Raw genomic sequence first — 20,291 nt, 5'->3', positions numbered from 1 at the left:
CCGGACCGGCGCTGACTCCTAAGGCAGCAGCTGGCCCAGGGAGGCCGTCTCCGGACGGCCTCCCTCTTCGCTGCGCTGCGGGATTGACACGCTGAAGGTCGTGCCCGCTCCCAGGACGCTCGTGAAGGTCAGCGTGCCGCCGTGTGCTTCCACGATCGACTTGCTGATGGCCAGCCCCAACCCCAGCCCGGGAATGGCCGCCTGACGGACGGAACTGGTGCGGAAGAACTTGGTGAAGATGTCCGCCTGATCCGCTTCCGACATACCCATCCCGGTGTCGCTGACCTCCAGGAGGACGGCGCCGTCGGCGGCCAGCGTCCGTACCGTGACCCGGCCGCCGTCGGGCGAATACTTGATGGCATTGGACAGCAAGTTGTCCAGTACCTGACACATCCGGTTGGGATCGATCTCTGCCTCCAGCCCGTCGGCGGCGTCGACGGCCAACTCCACGCCCGCATGTTCTGCCCGCGGCATGGCCGACGCAACGCTGGTGGCGACGAGGTCGGCCAGCGCCGTGCGGCGGGGCTCGATGCTCAGCGTGCCGGAGGCGGTGACGAGCAGGTCTTCCACCAGTTGCAGGAGGCGTTCGGAATTGCGCATGGCGATGCCGAGGGAAGCGGCTACGTGTTGCGGCAGTTGGTCGGCGTCCTCGAGCGCGAGGTCCAGGTAGCCCATGATGGACGTCAGGGGAGTGCGGAGCTCGTGGGAGACGCCGGCGACGAACTCTTCCTTCACCGTCAATGCATTGACCAGGTCGGTGACGTCGCTGAAGGCCATCACGGTGCCGTCGAACTGGCCGAGGTCATTCTGCATCGGGCGTGCCGTGCACAACATGGCGCGTTGCCTGTCTCCGTCGCCGATCCACACCAGCCGGTCGGAAAAAGACTCTCCCTGAATGGCACGGCGAATGGGGCGGTCTTCGGGGACCACCGGGGTCACCCGGTCCGGTTCGAAGACCAGCAAATCGGCCTCGTCCGGATTGTCGATGCCTTGGGGCATGGCCAGCAAACGGTCCCGATCCTGTTGCACGTTGCTCAGGATGTCACGGCCGTCTGCATCGGTGACGAGCACCCCCACCGCGACGGCGTTCAGGACGGTGTCCAGCCGCCGCACATGGACCTTGCTTTCGTCCAGCAAGGCCCGCAGTTCGCGGTCTTTGCCGGCCAGGGCTTGCTGCTGCGCCGTCATGCTCAAGGAGAAAACGGACGCGGTGATGGAGACCCCCAGGGTCACGATGGGGATCAGGATCGGGCCAAACAGGGTTTCCGGAGTTACCGGCTCCGGGCCGGTGAACACCGGAATCCAGACGATAAGCAGCGGCGCGGCGAAGCTGACGATGCGCGCGGCGGCGGGGGCGATCTCCGACCAGGCCATCCAGAACACCGGGAAAACCGCCAACAGGGCCACGCCGGCCAGTTCTGTCCCGGCGCCCTGGTGAAGGGCCCCGATGGCGACGAAATCCAGCAGCGGGATCACCCAGTACGACGGATAGGGCAGCCGGTCCCACGGGATGGCGGCGCCGAGGATCCACAACACGGCAATGCCGATGAGTCCGCCGGTGAATTGCGCGTTGCCCAGCAGTTGGGGGAAGAATGCGGCGGCGATCACCGCCGTCAGCGTCACCGAAATGCAGAGCGGCAGGTGGCTGAGGAAAACGCGTGCGCGCAGGGGCAGCTCATGGAACTGACGGCGTCCGGTCAGCCAGGACGACAACGGGCTTGGTGCGGCAGACATGATCGAAGGTCCCCTTACTCCGGGCAGCCCTCGTTGTCGGTTGCGTTGCGGAGCCGGGCTGGCCATGACTGGTTCAGTATGGCACGCGTGTTGGCCCGCGCCGTGGAACTATGCGGTCTGTGACGCAAGTCGCAGCGGTGCGGGTTGGGTGTGGCGCAGACGGGTTGGCGGATTAGTCCGCTGCGCGCCGGTTCCGTTCGGGCCCGGGGCGGGTTTGCCCTTAACTGCGCAGGGCGCCCCGCCATGGGAAACAGGACCTGCCTGCCTCCTGGCTGAGCGCCCGCGATAGCCCGCGAAAAACGTCAGGCGTTGTGGTGCGTGTCGGAACGGCCCAGGAACTGCTTGGGAATGAAGAACGCCAGCGTGAACAGGCCGAGCCCGATGGCGAAGGCCGGGATGGGGCCGATGACCGGCTCCAGGCTGAAGGCGTACAGGGAACCGAAGAACATCAGCATGATGACCGCGAAGGTGACCAGATTGCCGACCAGGTGTCCCTCGCCCGAATGGGTGCGCTGCTTGGGGTGGGCCATGGGGTGTTTCTCCTCAATAGTGCGATGCGGCGTCAGTAGCCGCCGGCGGCTTGCTCGCCTTTAACAATAGCCACTGATGAGCTGGCGCCAATTCGTGTTGCGCCGGCGCGGAGCATGGCGCGCGCGTCGTCGAGGGATCGCACGCCGCCCGAGGCCTTCACGCCCAGGCGCGCCCCGACGGCGTCCCGCATCAGGGCGATGTCCTCGACGGTGGCGCCGCCACCGCTGAAGCCGGTGGAAGTCTTGACGAAGTCCGCCCCGGCCTCGGCGGCGGCTTCGCAGACCATCCGCTTTTGCTCGTCGGTCAGGAAATGGGTTTCCAGGATGACTTTGAGGATGGCTCCGCCGGCGTGGACGGCTTCGGCCACCGCCGCGATGTCATCGATGATCGCGGCGCGGTCCTTGGCCCGGGCCGCGGCGATATTGATCACCATGTCGATTTCGTCGGCGCCGTCCAGGGTGGCGCCGCGGGCCTCGTGTACCTTCACATCGGTGGGAGTGGCGCCGAACGGGAAACCGACGACCGCGCAGGTCTTGACCCCGGAGCCCTTTAGCGTGCTGTGGACCAACGCCGTCCAGACAGGATTCGCACACACGGCGGCAAAGCGGTACTCGACCGCCTCCCGGCAGACCTTGAGGATGTCTTCGCGGGAAGCTTCCGGCTTCAGCAGCGTGTGGTCGATGACCGAAGCGATCGACGTCGGATCGTGATAGGTCGCGCTCGGAGCGGATCCGGATGTGATGTCTTCAGACATGGCCATCCCTTTCATCTGCTGGGGTTCGAAGGAACTTCTATCCTTGCATACCGGTCAGGCGGCCACAGGACCGGCGCACCGGCCAGCACGGCCGCCGGGAGCGTTGCCGGACCGGGCAGGAGTCAGTGCGGGCCGCCAGTGGAGTGGCCCTCTTCCTCGGCCGCACGGCGGTGCTCCTCAAGCTTCTCCTCGGCCTCCTGCCGGCGGCGCGCGATGGCCCGGGGGTCGTCGGCCGGAATGTGCTCCTCCGAGGCCTTGTGCGCCGGCTCTTCGTCAGGGCTTTGATGCCTCGCCCCTGCGGAACGGGGCAGCTGTTCTTCGATGCCCATGGCTGCATCGTCCCACATGGCTCCGGCGTCGAAAAGGTGCGGAAGGTGATCAATCAGCGGAGGTTGTGCCCCCTCCGGCCCGGCCCTTCCCGCGGAGGGCGCCCGGGCCGGCCGGCGCCTCGGCCAGCGGGTTTGTTCGGCCCGCGCCCGCCGGGTTTAAGCTCCGCTCTGCTGTGCCTCGCCCGCCGAACAATTCCGGGCGGCGGTGGGGAGCGTGTCCCGCCAGGCGGCCGTGGGGCGATGTTTCAGGGCGGAGGTTCTGCTGGCGGCGCGTGCCATGGCCTCGACGATCCTGCCCCGGAATTCGTGAGGCCGGCTGAGCTGCGCCCAGTCCACACGGATGAAGTTCCAGTGGTTTTCGGGCGGCGGTGATCTGCTCCGGTTATCCGGGAATCCCGAGGCTGGTGCGGAGGTCGGTTTTGATGGCCTCCAGCAGCCGGGCCGCTTCCGCGCGTTCCTCCGCCAGCCGGTCCACGCCGGCAACCGGCCGGATGACCTCCAGGTAGCACTTGAGCTTGGGCTCCGTGCCGCTCGGCCGCACGATGACGCGGGTATCGTCCTGGCCCAGAAACAGCAGCCCGTCGGTCGGCGGCAACGCTTCGCTGCCGAGGGACAAGTCCGTGCTCGTCACCACCGGGGATCCGGCCAGCGACGACGGCGGCCGCTCCCGGAGCCGGTACATCATCGTTCCCATCAGGGCGAGGTTGTCCACCCTGATGCTCAGCTGGTCCGTAGCGTGGAGCCCGTACTTCAGCGCGAGGTCATCGAGGACGTCGAAGATTGTCCGGCCGGCGGCTTTGACGTCGGCGGCGAGCTCGGCGAGCAGCAGGGCGGCGGACATCCCGTCCTTGTCTCGGACCAGGTGCGGTGCCACGCAATACCCCAAGGCCTCCTCATACCCGTAGGCCAGGCCGGAGACGCGGGAAATCCACTTGAAGCCGGTCAGTGTCTCCACGTGGGCTACCCCTGCGTCGGCCGCGATCTTGCCCAGCAGCCGGGAAGAGACGATCGAGTTGGCGAAGACCCGGGACGCAGCCGGGCTCTCGCCCGCACCTGCATCGATCGGATCGGGTGAGGCGTCCTGGTCCGCGCGCAGCCGGTCCTGGCCTTCGAAACGAGCCGCCATGTGCGCGCCGAGCAGCGCACCGGCCTCGTCGCCGCGGAGCATCCTCCACACGCCGGTCAACGGGTCCTTGGCAGCCAGCGCCGCGCGGTCGGCGTCGGGATCATTGGCAATGACCAGGTCCGCGTCGATTTCCGCTGCCGTCTCCAGGGCCAGGTCGATCGCTCCGGCTTCCTCCGGGTTGGGGAAGGCCACGGTCGGGAAGTCGGGATCCGGCTCCGCCTGGACGGCCACCAGCGTCACGTCGGTGAACCCGGCCTGCTCAAAGACCGCCCGCATGGTCGCTCCGCCGACGCCGTGCATCGGCGTGAGCACGATCCTCAGGTCCCGCTGCGGGAACAGCCGCGGGTCGGTCAGCGCGGTGACCGCAGCGACGTAGTCTTTGGCGATGCCCTCCGGGAGGACGTTCCAGCCTTCCTCGGCCAGCGGGATGGAGTCCAGCGGCGGGGCGTAGTCAATGCGGGCGGCGATATCGGCGTCGTAGGGTGCCACAATCTGCGCTCCGCGGCCGCCTTCGTCCACGGCACGTCCGCCCAGGTAGACCTTGTACCCGTTGTCTTGCGCGGGATTGTGGCTGGCGGTGACCATCACGCCCGCTTCGCATCCCAGCGCCCGAACGGCGTACGCCAGCACCGGCGTTGGCAGGGCGGAAGGCATCAGGAACGTCTCGATGCCGGCGGCAGTGAAGACGGCCGCGGACTCGGCGGCGAAGACATCCGAGTTCCGGCGTGCGTCGTAGCCGATCACCGCGCGCGGCGCATAGGCGCCGGCGGCGGTGTCCAGCAGGAAGCGGGCCAGGCCGGCGGCCGTCCGGCGCACCACGACGCGGTTCATCCGGAAGGGCCCGGCGCCGAGCGAGGCCCGCAACCCGGCGGTACCGAAGGCCAAGGTTTCGGAAAACCTGTCCGCAAGTTCGGCCCGTGCCGCGGCGGCTTCCGGCGCGCCGCCCTCGGCCGCTGCCAGCAGGTCTTGCAATTCCCGGCGCGTCTGCTCGTCCGGATCGGCCTCCAGCCAGGCCTCGGCCGCGGCCTTCAGCTCCTCGGGCGTTGCGGCCATGTCGCTCCCGTTCACAGCTTGGCGACAATTCCGGCCAGCAGCCGCGAGATCCGCGGCCCCGCGGCCCGCCCCGCCTCGATGACCTCGGCGTGGCTGAGCGGAACGTTGCTGATGCCGGCCGCAAGGTTGGTCACCAGCGAGATTCCGAAAACCTCCATGCCGGCGTGGCGCGCGGCGATGGCCTCCAACGCCGTGGACATGCCGACCAGGTCGGCGCCGATCCGCTTGGCGTACTGCACCTCGGCCGGAGTCTCGTAGTGGGGGCCGGGGAATTGTGCGTATACGCCTTCGTCCAGGCTGGGATCCACCTCCCGGGCCAGGGTGCGCAGTCGTCCCGAATAGAGGTCGGTCAGGTCAACGAAGGTTGCGCCTTCCAGCGGGGAGGCGGCGGTGAGGTTGATGTGGTCGCTGATCAGCACCGGCGTGCCCGGCGCCCAGGCCGGGTTCAGTCCGCCGCAGCCGTTGGTCAGCACCAGCGTCCTGCACCCGGCCGCCGCCGCAGTCCGGACGCCGTGGACGACCGAGCGTACGCCCTTGCCCTCGTAGTAGTGGGTGCGGGCGCCCAGCACCAGCACGCGCTTGCCGTCGGGCGTCCGGACGGAGCGGATGGTGCCGACGTGGCCTTCGACTGCCGGGGCGGAGAACCCGGGAATGTCCGTGGCCGGGATCGAGTGGGTCGTCTCTCCGATGAGGTCGGCGGCCTCGCCCCAGCCGGAGCCGAGTACCAGCGCGACGTCATGGTTGGGGACACCGGTCTGGCGGGCGAGGGAAGCGGCTGCCTCGGCGGCCAGTTCAAAGGGGTCTGTAGTCACAGCACCTAACCTACCCGCTGCCGAACTGCTGCTGAAAGCGTCGGGCGGGCTGCGTCGTCGTCGTTCCTGGCATTGGGGATCTCCGCGCGGGTACCGGCGGCAGCCGGTGCGCGGGCAGCGGGCGCCTGCTCCACGCCTGCCGGCAGGTTGAGGCGTTGCGGGGCATGCGACAGAATGAAGTCCGTGACTAGCCAAATAGATTTCAGTGCCCCGCGTCTGGCGATCCTGGGCGGGGGCCCCGGCGGGTATGAGGCGGCCATGGTGGCCAACTCGCTCGGCGCCAAGGTGACCATCATCGAACGCAAGGGCCTCGGCGGTTCCGCCGTGCTGACCGATGTGGTGCCGTCCAAGACCCTGATTGCGACCGCCGATGCCATGCGGCGGGTCGCGAGTGCCCACGACCTCGGGGTCCGCTTCGATGAGGACTCCAACGCCGCCTACGCCGATCTGCGCACGGTCAACGACCGCCTGCTGAAGCTGGCCGAGAGCCAGTCGGCGGACATCCACCGCGGGTTGGAGCGTGCCGGAGTGCGCGTCATCCTGGGCGAAGGCAAGCTCTCCGGCCCGAACACCATCTCGGTGTCGACGGAGACGGGGACCGAGACGATTGCAGCGGATGCCATCCTGGTGGCCACCGGCGCCACGCCCCGCGAACTGTCCACGGCCAAGCCGGACGGTGAACGCATCTTCAACTGGACGCAGGTTTACAACCTCACCGAGATCCCGGAGCACCTGATCGTGGTCGGTTCGGGCGTGACGGGAGCCGAGTTCGCCTCTGCCTACCGCATGCTTGGCACCAAGGTCACCCTGGTCTCCTCGCGGGACCGCGTGCTGCCGGGCGAAGACGCCGACGCCGCCGAGGTGCTCGAAGACGTTTTCGCCCGCAGCGGCATGACCGTGCTGTCCAAGTCCCGCGCCGCCAGCGTGGAACGAACGGACGACGGCGTGCTGGTCACCTTGGCCGACGGCCGGGTGGTCGAGGGCTCGCACTGCCTGCTGGCCGTGGGCGGCGTTCCCAACACCGCCGGCATCGGGCTCGAAGAGGCCGGGGTGGCCCTGACCGAGGGCGGGCACATCAAGGTGGACGGCGTCTCGCGCACCACCGCGTCGAACATCTATGCTGCCGGCGACTGCACCGGCGTGCTGGCTTTGGCCTCGGTGGCCGCGATGCAAGGCCGCATCGCCGTGGCCCACCTGCTGGGCGATTACGTCAAGCCGCTGAAGCTCAAGCAGGTGGCGTCCAATATCTTCACCAGCCCGGAGATCGCCACCGTGGGGGTGACCGAGGAGGAAGTCGCCGCCGGAAAGTACCAGGGCGACATCATCAAACTCTCGCTCAATACCAACGCGCGGGCCAAGATGATGAACGTCTCCGACGGCTTCGTGAAAATCATTGCCCGGCGCGGTTCCGGCACGGTCATCGGGGGAGTGGTGGTGGCCCCGCGGGCTTCCGAACTGATCTTCCCCATCGCGCTGGCGGTGAGCCAGAAACTCCACGTGGACGATCTCGCCAACACGTTCACGGTGTACCCGTCGCTGACCGGTTCCATTTCCGAGGCGGCGAGGCGGCTGCACGTGCATCTCTAGGGCGGCACGTTCTGCCGTCATTTCCCCGCTGATTATTTCGCCACATTGTCAGTTTCTGGGACTATGATCATCGAATAGCCATGTAATGAAACGATGAACCGAAGTTAGTCAGTTGGGGGAATAAGGATGAGCGAGCAGCGCACTGCCGTCATTGTGGAGGATGACCTGGACATCCGGGAGTTGATCTCGACGGTCCTGTCCAGTTCCGGGTTTACGGTGCACACCGCCTCCTCCGGGATGGAAGGCGTTGCCGCCATCAAGCGCCACAACCCCGATGTCGTCACCCTCGACCTTGGCCTGCCGGACATCGATGGCTTCGAGGTCGCGCGCCAGGTGCGCCGCTTCAGCGACACGTACATCATCATGCTCACCGCGCGCGCCGAAGAACTGGACACGCTGCTGGGCTTGGAGACCGGCGCGGATGACTACCTCACCAAGCCGTTCCGCCCCCGGGAACTGCGCGCCAGGATCACCGCGATGCTGCGTCGCCCGCGTACTACAAAGGGCAACGACGGCGGTCTGCCGGAGGACGTCGGGGCCCGCGGGGGTGCCCCGACGGGGCCGGCCCTGGCCGGCGCAGCTGCGGCAACTCAGGTGCCCGAACCCGTCCTGCAGGGAGCGGGGGTGGGTGCCGGAGGGCATCCCGGCCTGTCGCTGTCGACGTCCGGTGCCGTTTCGGCAGCGGCGCTCGCAGGAGGCGGCGGGGCACCGGCCTTCGCAGCCGAGACCGGCGCCGGGGCAGCGGCTGCCGCGGCCGGGGCGGCGAGCCCGGCCGGCGACGGCGTGCTGGAGCACAACGGCATCGTGGTGGACCACCGTGCCCGCACGGTGATCCGGTCCGGGCGCGAGCTGGAACTGACCCGCAGCGAATTCGACCTGCTGTACGCCCTGATGGAAAGCGGCCGGGTGGTGCGGACCAAGGCGGATCTGGTCCGCCGGCTTCGCAACGAGCCCTACAACACCGGCGGCTACATTTCGGACTCCGACGAACGCACGATCGAAGTGCACATGGCCAACCTTCGCCGCAAGCTCGGGGATGACACCAAGTCCCCGCGCTGGATCAAGACAGTGCGCGGGGTTGGCTACAGCCTGGCACCGAAGCGGTGACGCCGCGCGGGCCCGCATTTCCCGCCTGACGGGCGGGCTACTGCAGATGCAGGCTGCGCAGCTGTGACGTCGTCGTCATCCCGCAGGTGCGCAGCTCGTCCAAGAGAGCCGTCGCGGCGTCAAAGAGCCGCCCGTTGACCAGGTCTTCGAGATGTTCCGCCATCTGGCCAAGGCGTCCGGCCCCCACCATGCTGCTGGAGATCTTCAAACTGAGGATCGCGTCCATGGCGTCTTCGGCGTCCCGGGCGAGAATGGCGCTCGAGACCCTTCCAAAGCGGTGTTCCCACAGCCCCACGTAATTGCCGATGAAGCGGCGGCGCATGCTGCCGTCGTGGTCGTCGAGGTCGGTTGCCAGTTTTTCCAGTACTGCCGTTAAGACCAGAGGAATTTCCGGCGAAATGGCCGTCACGAGAACGCCTGGGGACCGGATGCGGAGGACTGCCCGGAAAGTAGCATCGGGCGGCGCCCCTTTCAAACTTGTTGCGACTTCGAACTACTTACATCGTAAGCGACTGCTGGGGCCCGCCGAGGCGTGCAGGCGCAACCTTGGGTAACTCTTGAGCACCAATCTCGATTGAGGGGCGCACCGGGCGGTCCGAACAGGTGACGTGCACGGCGCCGCCGGTATCGGGCAGAGCCTCCGCGCGGACTTGGCGGTCCCCTTAGGCCAAAGCTGAGCAAATCTTCAGCGAAAGCCTCCGCGCCCTTAAGCGGCATCGGTCACAGTGTTGTCTGTGGTTTCAAGCCCCGTGCCCGGGGCCGGAGGCACAGGCTCCATTAGTCCACCATCCGGTGGGAACAGCCCCAGTACCCTGCCCTTGTCCGTCCGGAGGGAGTGCTCCGGACCCGAGGGAGGTGCTGGGGCTGTTTCTGTGCTGTGCTAGCTGCCCAGGCCCGCCCGCCGAAGCGCCTCGGCCATCGCCGTGTCGGCGGAGCCGCCCGGGCCCGGAGTGCGGCCGTCACTGCGTGCGGGCTTGCCGCCGTCGCCGCGCCCCGGCCTCCGGCCGGCGCCCCGCCCGGGCTTCCCTCCGTCGCCGCGCCCCGTTGTGCCACCGCGGGCATCGGGACGAGACCCGCCCTTTCCGCTGCGGGTTTCGCTCGCGGGGCCCTGGTGGCCGGACCCGGGCTGGCGCCGCTCGCCGACGGGAGCCTCGTCGTCGAGCCGCAGCGTCAGGGAGATGCGCTTGCGCTCGGGATCGGCTTCGAGCACCTTGACCTTCACGACCTGGCCGGACTTGACCACGTCATGGGGATCGGAGACGTACTTGTTCGACATGGCGGAGATGTGGACCAGCCCGTCCTGATGGACGCCGACGTCGACGAAGGCTCCGAACGCGGCGACGTTGGTTACGGTGCCTTCCAGCACCATGCCCGGCATCAGGTCGGAAATTTTTTCCACGCCCTCGGTGAAGGAGGCGGTGGTGAAGCTCGGGCGCGGGTCGCGCCCCGGTTTCTCCAGTTCAGTGATGATGTCCACTACCGTCGGAAGGCCAAAGTGCTCGTCGACGAACTGCTGCGGGTCCAGCACCGCCAGGGATTGGGCGCCCCGCCCCGCCGCCGTGGCGGTTGTGCCGGCGGCGGCAAGGATTTTCCGGGCCACGCCGTACGCCTCCGGGTGCACGCTGGAGGCATCGAGCGGCTCGGCACCACCGGTAATGCGAAGGAATCCGGCGCACTGTTCGAATGCCTTCCCGCCCAGCCTCGGGACCTTCTTCAGCTCGGAGCGCTTGGCGAAGGGGCCGTTGGCATTGCGGTAGGCCACGATATTCTCGCTCAGCTGCGTACCGAGGCCGGCCACGCGGGAGAGGAGCGACGGGGAGGCGGTGTTCAGGTCCACCCCGACCGCGTTGACACAGTCTTCGACCACCGCGTCCAGGGACCGCTCCAGCTTGCTGGCCGTGACGTCGTGTTGGTATTGCCCCACCCCGATGGACTTCGGGTCGATCTTGACCAGCTCGGCCAGCGGGTCCTGCAGCCGGCGGGCGATCGAGAGCGCGCCGCGCAGCGAGACATCCAGTTCGGGCAGCTCCGCCGAGGCCAACGCCGAGGCCGAGTAGACCGACGCCCCTGCCTCCGAAACCACCAGCTTCTGCAGTTTGCGGGCGGGCTCCATCAGTTTGATCAGCTCGGTGGCCAGCTTGTCGGTTTCCCGCGAAGCGGTCCCGTTGCCGATGGCTACGAGTTCGACGGCGTGCTGATCCGAGAGCCTGGCCAAGGCTGCGAGCGAGTCGTCCCACTTCCTGGCCGGAGCATGCGGATAGATGGTATCGGTGGCCACCACCTTGCCGGTTCCGTCGACGACCGCGACCTTCACTCCCGTGCGCAGCCCAGGGTCCAGCCCCAACGTGGCCCGGTTGCCGGCCGGTGCGGCCAGCAGCACGTCCCGCAGATTGGCGGCGAAGACCCGTACTGCTTCGTCTTCGGCTGCCGTGAACAGGCGGACGCGGAGGTCGATGGCCAGCTTGACCAGGATCCGCCGCCAGCCCAGCTGCGCCGTTTGCAAGAGCCAGCGGTCGGCCGGCCGCCCGCGGTCGGCCACGCCCATCCGTGATGCCACGGCGTTCTCAAACCGGCCGCGCGCCTCGGCGAAGTCCTCCGGATCAGCCGGATTGCCTTCGCTGATATCAAGGTTCAGCACGCCTTCCTTCTCGCCCCGCAGCAGTGCCAGCACCCGGTGCGAGGGCAGGCCGGCAGGGTCCTGGGCGAAGTCGAAGTAGTCGGCGAACTTCTGGCCGGCTTCCGACTGGCCCTCGCGGACCTCGGCCCGCACCAGGCCCTGCTGCCACAGCCGTTCGCGCAGCTCGGAGACCAGGTCGGCGTCCTGGCTGACCCGCTCCACCAGAATCGCCCGGGCGCCGGCCAGGGCGTCGGATGGCTCGTTGATGGCGTGCCCGGCATTGAGGAACCCTCGCGCCGCTGCCAGCGGATCCTGGGACGGGTCGGCCAGGAGGCCATCGGCGAGCGGCTCCAGGCCTGCTTCCCGGGCGATCTGCGCCTTCCGCCGCTTGGACTTGTACGGAAGGTAGATGTCCTCCAGCCGCGCCTTCGTCTCGGCTCCGTTGACTGCCGCTTCCAGCTCGACGGTCAGTTTGCCCTGCGCGGCGATGGCCTCCAGCACGGCACGACGGCGGTCTTCCAGTTCCCGCAGGTAGCGCAGCCGCTCCTCGAGATCACGCAGCTGCGCGTCATCAAGCGTGCCGGTGGCCTCTTTACGGTACCGGGCGATGAACGGGACGGTGGCACCGCCGTCGAGCATTTCCACCGCGGCCTTGACCTGCCAGGCTTGGACGCCGAGCTCCCGGGCGAGCTGGGCATGGATCCGGGCACTGAGCGCGGCCGGGTCGAGAGGCGGCAGGTTTGCAACGGAGGCGGGCGGGGCAGGCGCGGATGATTCGGTCACCGATCCATTGTGCCGTATTCGAGGCTTGGCCTAGGCGCCGGGATAGTAAAAGGCGTAGTCATCATAGGGGTCGCGCCAGCTGGACTCGTCACGGTGAATGCGCCGGACCTCGCTGCCGGGAACCCAGGCGGTACGGGCGGATCCGTGCGCATCCATCCACTTCACCTGCACGCTGGTCCGGTCCCAGGAGATGGCCTTGGCGTCGAACGTCTTCCCCTCATGGCGCACGCGGACATACGGTTCGCGGCCGTAGGGCTCACGAGTGGCCCCGGGCGGGCGGCCTTCGGCGCGGGGGCCGGGTTCGCCGCGATCCCGGGCGTACCTGCGGGCGGTCAAGACGTCTACTTTGTTCATGCGGAAAGCCTGCCATCCGGCCCGGACGGTACGGGCGGCAACTGTCTCGATCCGGGGTCGCCGGCGGCTTCAGTAGCCGTAGCCGCCCGATTCCTTGGCATTTTCGGCTGCGGCTTCCCCCTGCACATCCTTGGAATCGGGGCCGGACGTTTCCATCGGCTTCTCGGATTCCGTGCTGTTTTCGTTGCCCGCCCCGGGATCTGCGGGAGCTGTTGCTTCCTCTTCCCCGGAATCGGAATATTCGTTGCCGCTGCTCATCATAAATTCCTCCCGCTAGGGGCGGCGGACCCGGTTTGGCGCAGTCCGCACTGTGCCCGATGCCAATCAGAGTAGGCTGATGCTCAGTATGCTGTCTATGGCGGGGTCGAAGCTCGGATGGCTTGCCGGCTGACTGACAGAGATGCCGGAAGCGGTGCGCAGCGGGGCGGCCTCACGGGGGAGGAGTCGGCGGGCATGCGGGATGTTGGCACGGCGGCCGGTCGTGGTCTGGCCTTTGTTTTCTCGGCGCTCAAGAGGCTGCGGCCGGCCCGGCCCATCCATCCGATCGGGCTCCATCTGGAAGGGCGGCTGGAGAGATCGGGGAACTCCCTCGCCAGTGGCATTTCCTGGCTGGACGAAGCGGGGAACAACGACGTCGAGGCCCGGCTGTCGAGGTCAGCGGGCCTGCCGTCGCGGCTCCCCGACATTATCGGGCTCGCGCTGCGGGTCACCGCGGAGGACGGACAGGCCGACATCCTGCTGGCTTCCAGCGGTACCTCCCGGGCCGGCAGGTACCTGCTCCAGCCTCGACGGGACGTTCGTGCTGCGGCGCTGACCACGGTGATGCCCTACCGAGGGGCACACGGCCCGGTCCAGCTCGCAGCCCGCACAATCCGGCCGAACGTGCCGCTTCCGGCTGATCCGGCGGGATTCCGACGGGCGCTGGGCAGCGAGGACTGGGTGCTCTCGCTGTCCCACGCGCAGCCGTGGGGCCCGTGGCGCCGGTTTGGTACCCTCACGCTGCGGCTTGCGCAGGGCGGGGGAGACACAGGCCTGCGTTTCGATCCGATCGTGCACCGGCTTCCAAACGCGGATACCTACCGTTGGATCGAGAAGCTGCGCGCGCCGTCCTACGCGGTGTCGCGCCGGTCGCGCCCCCGGGGATAGGGGATAGGCGGACCGGCTTCGGGCGGAACCTCAAACCCCCGGCAGGTCCGCAATCCAGTTCCTCACCATCCGTGCGGCTGTTTCTCCGGCCTCCGCGGGCCACCAATGGCCTGCATCCACTTCAACAATTCTCAGCCGCGGCACCCAGTCCTCCAGCCCCTCCACCAGATGGGGCGAGAGGAACGGGTCCCGCCGCGGGACTATCACCTGCACGGGAACCCGGCAGCGGGCCGACAGGGTTTGGGGCCGGAACCAGTTTGCCCGGTACAGGGCGAGGCCGCGAACACCGTTGTCGCCGATCCTGCGGCCGGAGAAGCGCTCGTACGGACGGGTCAGGAGCGTCCGCCACGCAAGTTCCGGCAGTACCGGCAACTGGAACCCGGCGACGTACAGGCTGCGCACGGCCTGTCCTGCCGCCTGCGGCCAGAGCGCGGGCCTGCGCAGCCTGCGCCCGAACCAGCGGTGAAGATGGCCCAGGTCCGGTCCCGAAATGCTGGTGAAGCTGAGAATCCGGCCCTCGGCACGAGCATCCTGGGCCGCCGCCCAGCCTTGGATCGATCCCCAGTCGTGTCCCACGAGGTGCACGCCCTCTGCCCCGGAGGCATCGATCACCGCAAAAAGATCGTCCACCAGGACGGGCAGGCGGTAGGCGCCGGGACGGGCGATGGGGGTTCGGGACGCCCCGGCATTGCGGGTGTCATAGGAGATGACGTGGCTGTCGGCGCTCAGGTGGGCGGCGACGGAGTCGAAGACCGAGTGGTCATCCGGGTAGCCGTGGATCAGCAGGACGGCCGGCCTCCCGGGCCCGTGCGGCGGGCCGTAGGTATAGACGGCGAGTGTCGCATCGGGGCGCGCCAGCATCCCGTGCCGTTCATCGGCCTCCATCGGGGCCCTCCCTCGCAGCGCCGCGTGTTTCCGTCCGCCCAGCCTACGGCGGCATGGCGACCGCGGCGAGCACGGTGGTCCGCACCGGGAAACAGCAAGAGCAGGGCGGTGCGCATAACACAGCTGTCCACATGTTGAAACAATTGTCCGGATCGCGGACACATCTGACTAGAATTCATAAGTTATTCATTCGAGCGAAAGCCAACACTTCAATGTCCAAACCAGCATCAGTTACCGCGGGGGCGCCTGCCGCGCCGGTGAACTCCCGCGGCCGCGTCATCGTTGCCAGCCTTGTTGGCACGTCCATCGAGTTTTATGACTTCTACGTCTACGCCACGGCCGCCGTGCTTGTCTTTCCGGCGCTGTTCTTCCCGAATGCCAGCGGAGCCGTCGCTCTGCTGAGTTCGTTCGCGGTGTTCGGCGTGGCCTTCATCGCCCGCCCGTTGGGGTCCATTATTTTCGGACACTTCGGCGACAAGTTCGGCCGCAAGGGAACGCTGGTGGCCTCCTTGCTCACCATGGGCATCGCCACCTTCCTGATCGGCTGCCTGCCCACCGCCCAGGTTGACGGCTGGTCCTTCTGGGCACCCGCCCTGCTGGTGGTCATGCGCTTCGCCCAGGGCTTGGCCCTCGGCGGCGAATGGAGCGGCGCCGCCCTCCTGGCCACCGAGAATGCGCCGGCGAATAAGCGGGCCATCTACGGCACCTTCCCGCAGTTGGGCGCCCCGATCGGCTTCATCATCGCCAATTCGCTGTTCCTGGTGCTGAGCATCAACCTCGCCAACGAAGAGTTCATGGCCTGGGGCTGGCGCATTCCGTTCCTGGCCAGCGCCGTGATGGTGATCATCGGCCTGTGGGTGCGCCTGAAGCTGGTGGAAACCCCCGCCTTCCAGAAGGTCGTGGACAAGGGCGAGGTCACCAAGCTGCCGCTGGGCCGGGTCTTCAAGACCAGCTGGCGCCAGCTGATCCTGGGTACGTTCATCATGCTGGCCACCTACGTGCTGTTCTACCTGATGACCACCTTCACGCTGTCCTACGGCACGGCGGCAACGAACGCCGAGGACGCCGCCGCCGCGGCCGAGGCCGCCGGAAAGCCGTTCGATCCGGACACCTTTGCCGCCGGGCTGGGCTATGCCCGCAACGACTTCCTGCTGATGCTGATCATCGGCGTGGTGTTCTTCGGCATCTTCACCCTGGTGTCCGGCCCCCTGGCAGAAAAGTACGGCCGCAAGAAGACGCTGATTGCGGTATCCCTGGGCATCATGGCATTCGGCTTCCTCTGGGTGCCGCTCTTCGCCGGCGGCTTCGCCGGCACCATGGCGCACCTGATCATCGGCTTCACGCTGATGGGCCTGACCTTCGGGCCGATGGGTGCAATCCTGCCCGAGCTGTTCCCGACGAACGTGCGCTACACCGGCTCGGCCGTGGCCTACAACTTCTCCTCGATCCTGGGTGCTTCGGTGGCTCCGTTCATCGCCGTCGCGCTGTGGCAGGCCGCCGGGGGCAGCACGGTCCTGGTGGGCCTCTACCTCAGTGGCGCCGCCGTCCTGACGCTGGTCGCCCTGCTGCTGACCAAGGAAACCAAGGACATGGACTACGAGAACCAGTCGAGCTGACCTTCCAGCCGGACGATCAGAAAGACCCGCGGCAGTGGCCGCGGGTCTTTTTGATGGCTTGGCTTGGCGTGCCGCCGCGTTGCAGGGCAAGCAAAAGGTTGCAGGGCAAGCAAAAGGCCCGCCCTCCCCGGAGGGGCGGCGGGCCAGATGCCACTAAAAGGAGCAGTTTAATCGGCCAAGATTAAGCGGTTGTGCTCCTCCTCTTCGTGATGAAGCCCCAGATCACCAGCACGATCAGGGCGCCAATAATGGCCCAGATCCACGATTCGAGGCTAAAGAATTCGTTCATATCGGCGCCCATCACAGCACCGCCGATCCATCCGCCCAGGAGGGCACCGATGACACCGAGGACGAGCGTCGCAATCCAGCCACCGCCCTGCCGTCCGGGAAGGATCAGCTTGGCAATGGCGCCTGCAATAAGTCCAAGTAAGAGGAATGCTAGGAAGTTCATGAGGTGCATCTCCTTTGTTAGGTGCTACGTCAATTCTCCCGGTCAGGCCGGGTTCTGCTCCTTGGTAGGCATCACGCTACCGCATGGACAGCGTGCTTAGTAAGTTCCCGCGCCCACTTGGTACCTAAAACGTGACATGACTACAACCAGTGATACAGTCCGGCCTTAAAAGTGTGCGCCTTAATCCGCAATGGTAGCCAGCACGGCGCCGGCTGAAACGGTGTCCCCGGGCTTGGCGGCCAGCCCCAGGATGGTCCCGGACTTGTGCGCGGTGAGCGGCTGCTCCATCTTCATCGCCTCCAGTACGACGACGAGATCGCCTTCCGCAACCGTGTCGCCTTCGGCGACGGCGACCTTCACGATGGTCCCCTGCATCGGGGAGGCCAGCCCGTCGCCGCCGGTCGCGGCGCCGGCTGCGGAACCGGAACGGCCCCGTCCGGCGCGCTTGGGCTTGCCGTTGGACTTGGCGGGCGTGCCGGTACCGCCGCCCAGGCCGGCCGGGAGCACGACCTCCAGCCGCTTGCCCCCGACCTCGACGGTCACCCGCTGGCGTTCGCCGTCGTCGTCGGATCCCGCGGCCGGGACGGACTGGAACGCCGGGATATCGTTGACGAACTCGGTTTCGATCCAGCGGGTATGGATGCTGAACGGCCCTTCCACGGGGGCGAAGGCCGGGTCGGCCACCACGGCGCGGTGGAACGGCAGCACGGTGGGCATGCCGCCGATTTCCATCTCGTCCAACGCGCGGCGGGCGCGCTCCAATGCCTGGGTGCGCGTGCTGCCGGTGACAATCAGCTTGGCCAACATGGAGTCGAAGTTGCCGCCGATGACTTCGCCGGCTTCGATGCCCGAATCCACGCGGACACCCGGACCGGTGGGCAGGCGCAGGCTCTCCACGGTCCCGGGCGCCGGCATGAAGTTGCGGCCGGCATCCTCGCCGTTGATGCGGAACTCGAACGAGTGCCCGCGCACGTCGGGGTCGTCATAACCGAGCTCTTCGCCGCGGGCGAGGCGGAACTGTTCGCGGACCAGGTCAATGCCGGTGACTTCCTCGGACACGGGATGCTCCACCTGCAGGCGGGTGTTGACCTCGAGGAAGGAAATGGTGCCGTCCTGGCCGACGAGGAACTCGCAGGTTCCGGCGCCCTGGTACCTGGCTTCGCGCATGATCGCCTTGGAAGCCGTGTACAGGCGCTCGTTCTGCTCGGGGGACAGGAACGGGGCCGGGGCCTCCTCCACGAGTTTCTGGTTGCGGCGCTGCAGCGAACAATCGCGGGTCGAAATGACCACCACGTTGCCGTGCGCGTCGGCCAGGCACTGGGTTTCCACGTGCCGCGGCGAGTCCAGGAAACGCTCCACGAAGCATTCGCCCCGCCCGAACGCCGCCGTGGCCTCGCGCACCGCCGACTCGTAGGACTCGGCGATGGCCTCGCGGTCACGGACCACCTTGATGCCGCGGCCGCCGCCGCCGTAGGCCGCCTTGATGGCCAGCGGCAGGCCGTGCGCGTCGGCGAAGTCCAGGACTTCCTGCACGCTGCCCACCGGATCGGGCGTGCCGGGCACCAAGGGGGCGCCGACCCGTTCGGCGATGTGCCGGGCCTGGACCTTGTCGCCCAGTTGGGAGATGGCGTCGGGGGAGGGGCCGATCCAGGTCAGCCCGGCGTCGACGACCCGTTGCGCGAACTCTGCGTTCTCGGACAGGAAACCGTAGCCGGGGTGGACGGCGTCGGCACCGGCGGCCTCGGCCACCTGCAGGAGCTTGTCCATCATCAGGTACGACTCGGCGGCGGTGCTCCCGCCGAGTGCGTAGGCTTCGTCCGCCAGACGGACGTGCAGGGCATCCCGGTCCGGGTCGGCGTAGACGGCGACCGAGGCAATGCCTTCGTCCCGTGCGGCGCGGACTATGCGAACGGCAATTTCACCACGGTTGGCGATCAGTACCTTGGTGATGCGCTGGGTCATTCAAAGCTCCTTCTATCCTTGAGGAGCCTAGCCTGCTTTTGCGGGATTCGCTCATGAACCATGCCGTTTCTGCGTGTGAGAGGGCGGTTCTTTGTAGGGGTCCTACAAAGGGAGCAGCGGGCGCCCGATCTCCACCTGGCCGGTGGAGATCGGAACGCCCGCTGCCTTTTCGGTGTACGGGGACCGCAGGGCTACTTCACGGTGACCGTCCTGGTGGTTGTGCTTCCGGCGACCTGGGATGTTCCGCCGTAGGTAACCGTGTACTTGTGCTTGCCCTTCTTCTGGTTCTTCAGCGTGAGGCTGACCTGGCCGTTCGTGACCTTGGCATTCTTTGCCACGGTCTTGCTGCCGTCCTTGACGCTTACGGTGCCAGTCAGGTTCTTGAAGCCACTGGCCGTGACCTTGATGGTCAAAACGGCGGTCTTCGCCTTCGTCGACGACGCCGCAACGCTCGCCTTGGAAGCCACCTTGGCCACAGTCGCCGTCGAAGAGGTAGACGCCTGGTTTACGTAGCCCGTTGCGGAACGGGTCACCTTGACGCTGATCTTCTTGCCGGCATCAGCTGCGGTCAGCTTGTACTTTGACGATGTTGCCTTGCTGATTGCTTTCCCGTCGCGCAGCCACTGGTACGCCACCTTCGTCGCCACCGGCTTGCTGGCCGAGGCATTCGCCGTCAACGTAGAGCCGACCTTCTTGGTTCCAGAAATGGTGGGCTCCGGGGCGGAAGTAAACGCGAAGGCGGTGGTAACGGAAGACGAGGTCTTCGCCGTAGTTGCGTAGCCGCTGGCAGCCCTTGTCACCGTGACGCTGATCTTCCCAGCCGCGTCTGCCGTCGTCAGCTTGTACGTCGACGATGTTGCCTTGTCGATGGCCTTCCCATCACGCAGCCACTGGTAGGTGGTAGATGACGCGGCGGGCTTGCTGGCACCGACCGTGGCGGTCAACACGGCCCCAAGAGACTTGGATCCGCTGATCGTCGGTGTCGGTGCAGTCTCGAAGGCGAAGGCAGTTGCGACGGCGACCGAGGTTTTCGACGTCGTCGTATAGCCGGTCAAGGCATGGGTTGCCGTGACACTGATCTTCGTGCCGGCGTCAGCTTGGACCAGCTGGTAGGTAGTGCCCGTCGCACCGGTAATCACCTTGCCGGCTCGGAGCCACTGGTAGGTGACCTTCGACGCCTGCGGTGACGCACTTCCAGCGTTGACCGTCAGTGTGGCACCCAGAGTCTTGGAGCCGCTGATCGTCGGGGTAGCCACATCGGCGAACGGTTTGTTGATGGTCCGTTCGGCCGAGGTCTTGGCGATGGCGGTGTAACCGGTGGCCTGGTAGGTGGCGGTGACGGTGATGTTCTTTCCGGCGTCGTCGCCGACCAGGGTGTAGGTCGCCTTGGTCGCCCCGTCGATGGCCTTGCCGTCGCGCAGCCACTGCCAGGTGACGGTGGCTG

The 20,291-nt window shown here is 67.2% G+C and carries 18 protein-coding genes; 4 read left to right on the top strand and 14 right to left on the bottom strand.

The genetic code is table 11. From position 1 onward, the window contains the following. Positions 1–18: 18 nt before the first annotated feature. The 6 genes from AC5RVV_RS10550 to AC5RVV_RS10525 all read right to left on the bottom strand — a co-directional run bounded on the left by AC5RVV_RS10550 (position 19) and on the right by AC5RVV_RS10525 (position 6,339). Entirely contained in the window at positions 19–1,734 is a 1,716-nt protein-coding gene (locus AC5RVV_RS10550) for a sensor histidine kinase (protein ID WP_494001348.1), read from the bottom strand. A gap of 302 nt (positions 1,735–2,036) precedes the next feature. Next, the gene (locus AC5RVV_RS10545) at positions 2,037–2,264 is read right to left on the bottom strand and encodes a hypothetical protein (RefSeq protein WP_494001347.1); all 228 of its coding nucleotides are present in this window, start codon (positions 2,262–2,264) and stop codon (positions 2,037–2,039) included. A gap of 32 nt (positions 2,265–2,296) precedes the next feature. Further along, positions 2,297–3,019 carry a deoxyribose-phosphate aldolase gene (deoC, locus tag AC5RVV_RS10540; RefSeq protein ID WP_494001346.1) on the bottom strand — a complete coding sequence of 241 codons (723 nt, stop codon included), beginning with the start codon at positions 3,017–3,019 and terminating at the stop codon, positions 2,297–2,299. A gap of 122 nt (positions 3,020–3,141) precedes the next feature. Continuing rightward, positions 3,142–3,348 carry a hypothetical protein gene (locus AC5RVV_RS10535; RefSeq protein ID WP_494001345.1) on the bottom strand — a complete coding sequence of 69 codons (207 nt, stop codon included), beginning with the start codon at positions 3,346–3,348 and terminating at the stop codon, positions 3,142–3,144. Positions 3,349–3,730: 382 nt separating this feature from the next. Next, positions 3,731–5,527, bottom strand: a complete 1,797-nt coding sequence (locus tag AC5RVV_RS10530; protein ID WP_494001344.1) for a phospho-sugar mutase — start codon at positions 5,525–5,527, stop codon at positions 3,731–3,733. Positions 5,528–5,538: 11 nt separating this feature from the next. Beyond that, positions 5,539–6,339, bottom strand: coding sequence for a purine-nucleoside phosphorylase (locus AC5RVV_RS10525; protein ID WP_494001343.1), 801 nt, complete (start codon positions 6,337–6,339; stop codon positions 5,539–5,541). Between the two features lie 183 nt (positions 6,340–6,522). Here AC5RVV_RS10525 and AC5RVV_RS10520 point away from each other — a divergent pair, with 183 nt between their 5' ends. Together AC5RVV_RS10520 and AC5RVV_RS10515 are read left to right on the top strand one after the other, a co-directional pair. Then, positions 6,523–7,926 (top strand): NAD(P)H-quinone dehydrogenase, encoded by a 1,404-nt coding sequence (locus tag AC5RVV_RS10520; RefSeq protein ID WP_494001342.1) that lies wholly within the window; start codon positions 6,523–6,525, stop codon positions 7,924–7,926. 126 nt (positions 7,927–8,052) lie between these two features. Beyond that, complete coding sequence (locus tag AC5RVV_RS10515; protein WP_494001341.1) at positions 8,053–9,033, top strand: response regulator transcription factor; 981 nt, start codon at positions 8,053–8,055, stop codon at positions 9,031–9,033. Between the two features lie 37 nt (positions 9,034–9,070). On the opposite strand, the gene AC5RVV_RS10510 is transcribed toward AC5RVV_RS10515, so the two are convergent. The 4 genes from AC5RVV_RS10510 to AC5RVV_RS10495 all read right to left on the bottom strand — a co-directional run bounded on the left by AC5RVV_RS10510 (position 9,071) and on the right by AC5RVV_RS10495 (position 13,045). Beyond that, on the bottom strand, positions 9,071–9,442 hold the full coding sequence (locus tag AC5RVV_RS10510; RefSeq protein WP_494001340.1) for an Hpt domain-containing protein: 372 nt from the start codon (positions 9,440–9,442) through the stop codon (positions 9,071–9,073). A gap of 471 nt (positions 9,443–9,913) precedes the next feature. Then, positions 9,914–12,433: a Tex family protein gene (locus tag AC5RVV_RS10505; RefSeq protein ID WP_494001339.1), complete on the bottom strand. Its 2,520-nt coding sequence runs from the start codon at positions 12,431–12,433 to the stop codon at positions 9,914–9,916. 30 nt (positions 12,434–12,463) lie between these two features. Next, complete coding sequence (locus AC5RVV_RS10500; RefSeq protein ID WP_494001338.1) at positions 12,464–12,787, bottom strand: hypothetical protein; 324 nt, start codon at positions 12,785–12,787, stop codon at positions 12,464–12,466. Between the two features lie 69 nt (positions 12,788–12,856). Then, the gene (locus AC5RVV_RS10495) at positions 12,857–13,045 is read right to left on the bottom strand and encodes a hypothetical protein (protein ID WP_494001337.1); all 189 of its coding nucleotides are present in this window, start codon (positions 13,043–13,045) and stop codon (positions 12,857–12,859) included. Positions 13,046–13,240: 195 nt separating this feature from the next. On the opposite strand from AC5RVV_RS10495, the gene AC5RVV_RS10490 reads away from it, so the two are divergent. Continuing rightward, positions 13,241–13,933 (top strand): hypothetical protein, encoded by a 693-nt coding sequence (locus tag AC5RVV_RS10490; protein WP_494001336.1) that lies wholly within the window; start codon positions 13,241–13,243, stop codon positions 13,931–13,933. A 30-nt stretch (positions 13,934–13,963) separates the two neighbouring features. Here AC5RVV_RS10490 and AC5RVV_RS10485 read toward each other — a convergent pair whose 3' ends face one another. Beyond that, positions 13,964–14,818 carry an alpha/beta fold hydrolase gene (locus tag AC5RVV_RS10485; RefSeq protein WP_494001335.1) on the bottom strand — a complete coding sequence of 285 codons (855 nt, stop codon included), beginning with the start codon at positions 14,816–14,818 and terminating at the stop codon, positions 13,964–13,966. A 212-nt stretch (positions 14,819–15,030) separates the two neighbouring features. On the opposite strand from AC5RVV_RS10485, the gene AC5RVV_RS10480 reads away from it, so the two are divergent. Beyond that, positions 15,031–16,434 (top strand): MFS transporter, encoded by a 1,404-nt coding sequence (locus AC5RVV_RS10480; RefSeq protein ID WP_494001334.1) that lies wholly within the window; start codon positions 15,031–15,033, stop codon positions 16,432–16,434. 181 nt (positions 16,435–16,615) lie between these two features. On the opposite strand, the gene AC5RVV_RS10475 is transcribed toward AC5RVV_RS10480, so the two are convergent. The 3 genes from AC5RVV_RS10475 to AC5RVV_RS10465 all read right to left on the bottom strand — a co-directional run. Beyond that, positions 16,616–16,885, bottom strand: coding sequence for a GlsB/YeaQ/YmgE family stress response membrane protein (locus tag AC5RVV_RS10475; protein ID WP_493977616.1), 270 nt, complete (start codon positions 16,883–16,885; stop codon positions 16,616–16,618). A gap of 180 nt (positions 16,886–17,065) precedes the next feature. Continuing rightward, on the bottom strand, positions 17,066–18,847 hold the full coding sequence (locus tag AC5RVV_RS10470) for an acetyl/propionyl/methylcrotonyl-CoA carboxylase subunit alpha (RefSeq protein WP_494001333.1): 1,782 nt from the start codon (positions 18,845–18,847) through the stop codon (positions 17,066–17,068). A gap of 191 nt (positions 18,848–19,038) precedes the next feature. Continuing rightward, positions 19,039–20,291 (bottom strand): Ig-like domain repeat protein (locus AC5RVV_RS10465; protein ID WP_494001332.1); only part of this gene is annotated, 1,253 nt, incomplete at its 5' end.

Source organism: Arthrobacter sp. MDT2-34-1 (genome assembly GCF_059091365.1).
Note: the sequence above shows the minus strand (reverse complement) of the source record. Positions and strands in the feature narration are given on the sequence as shown.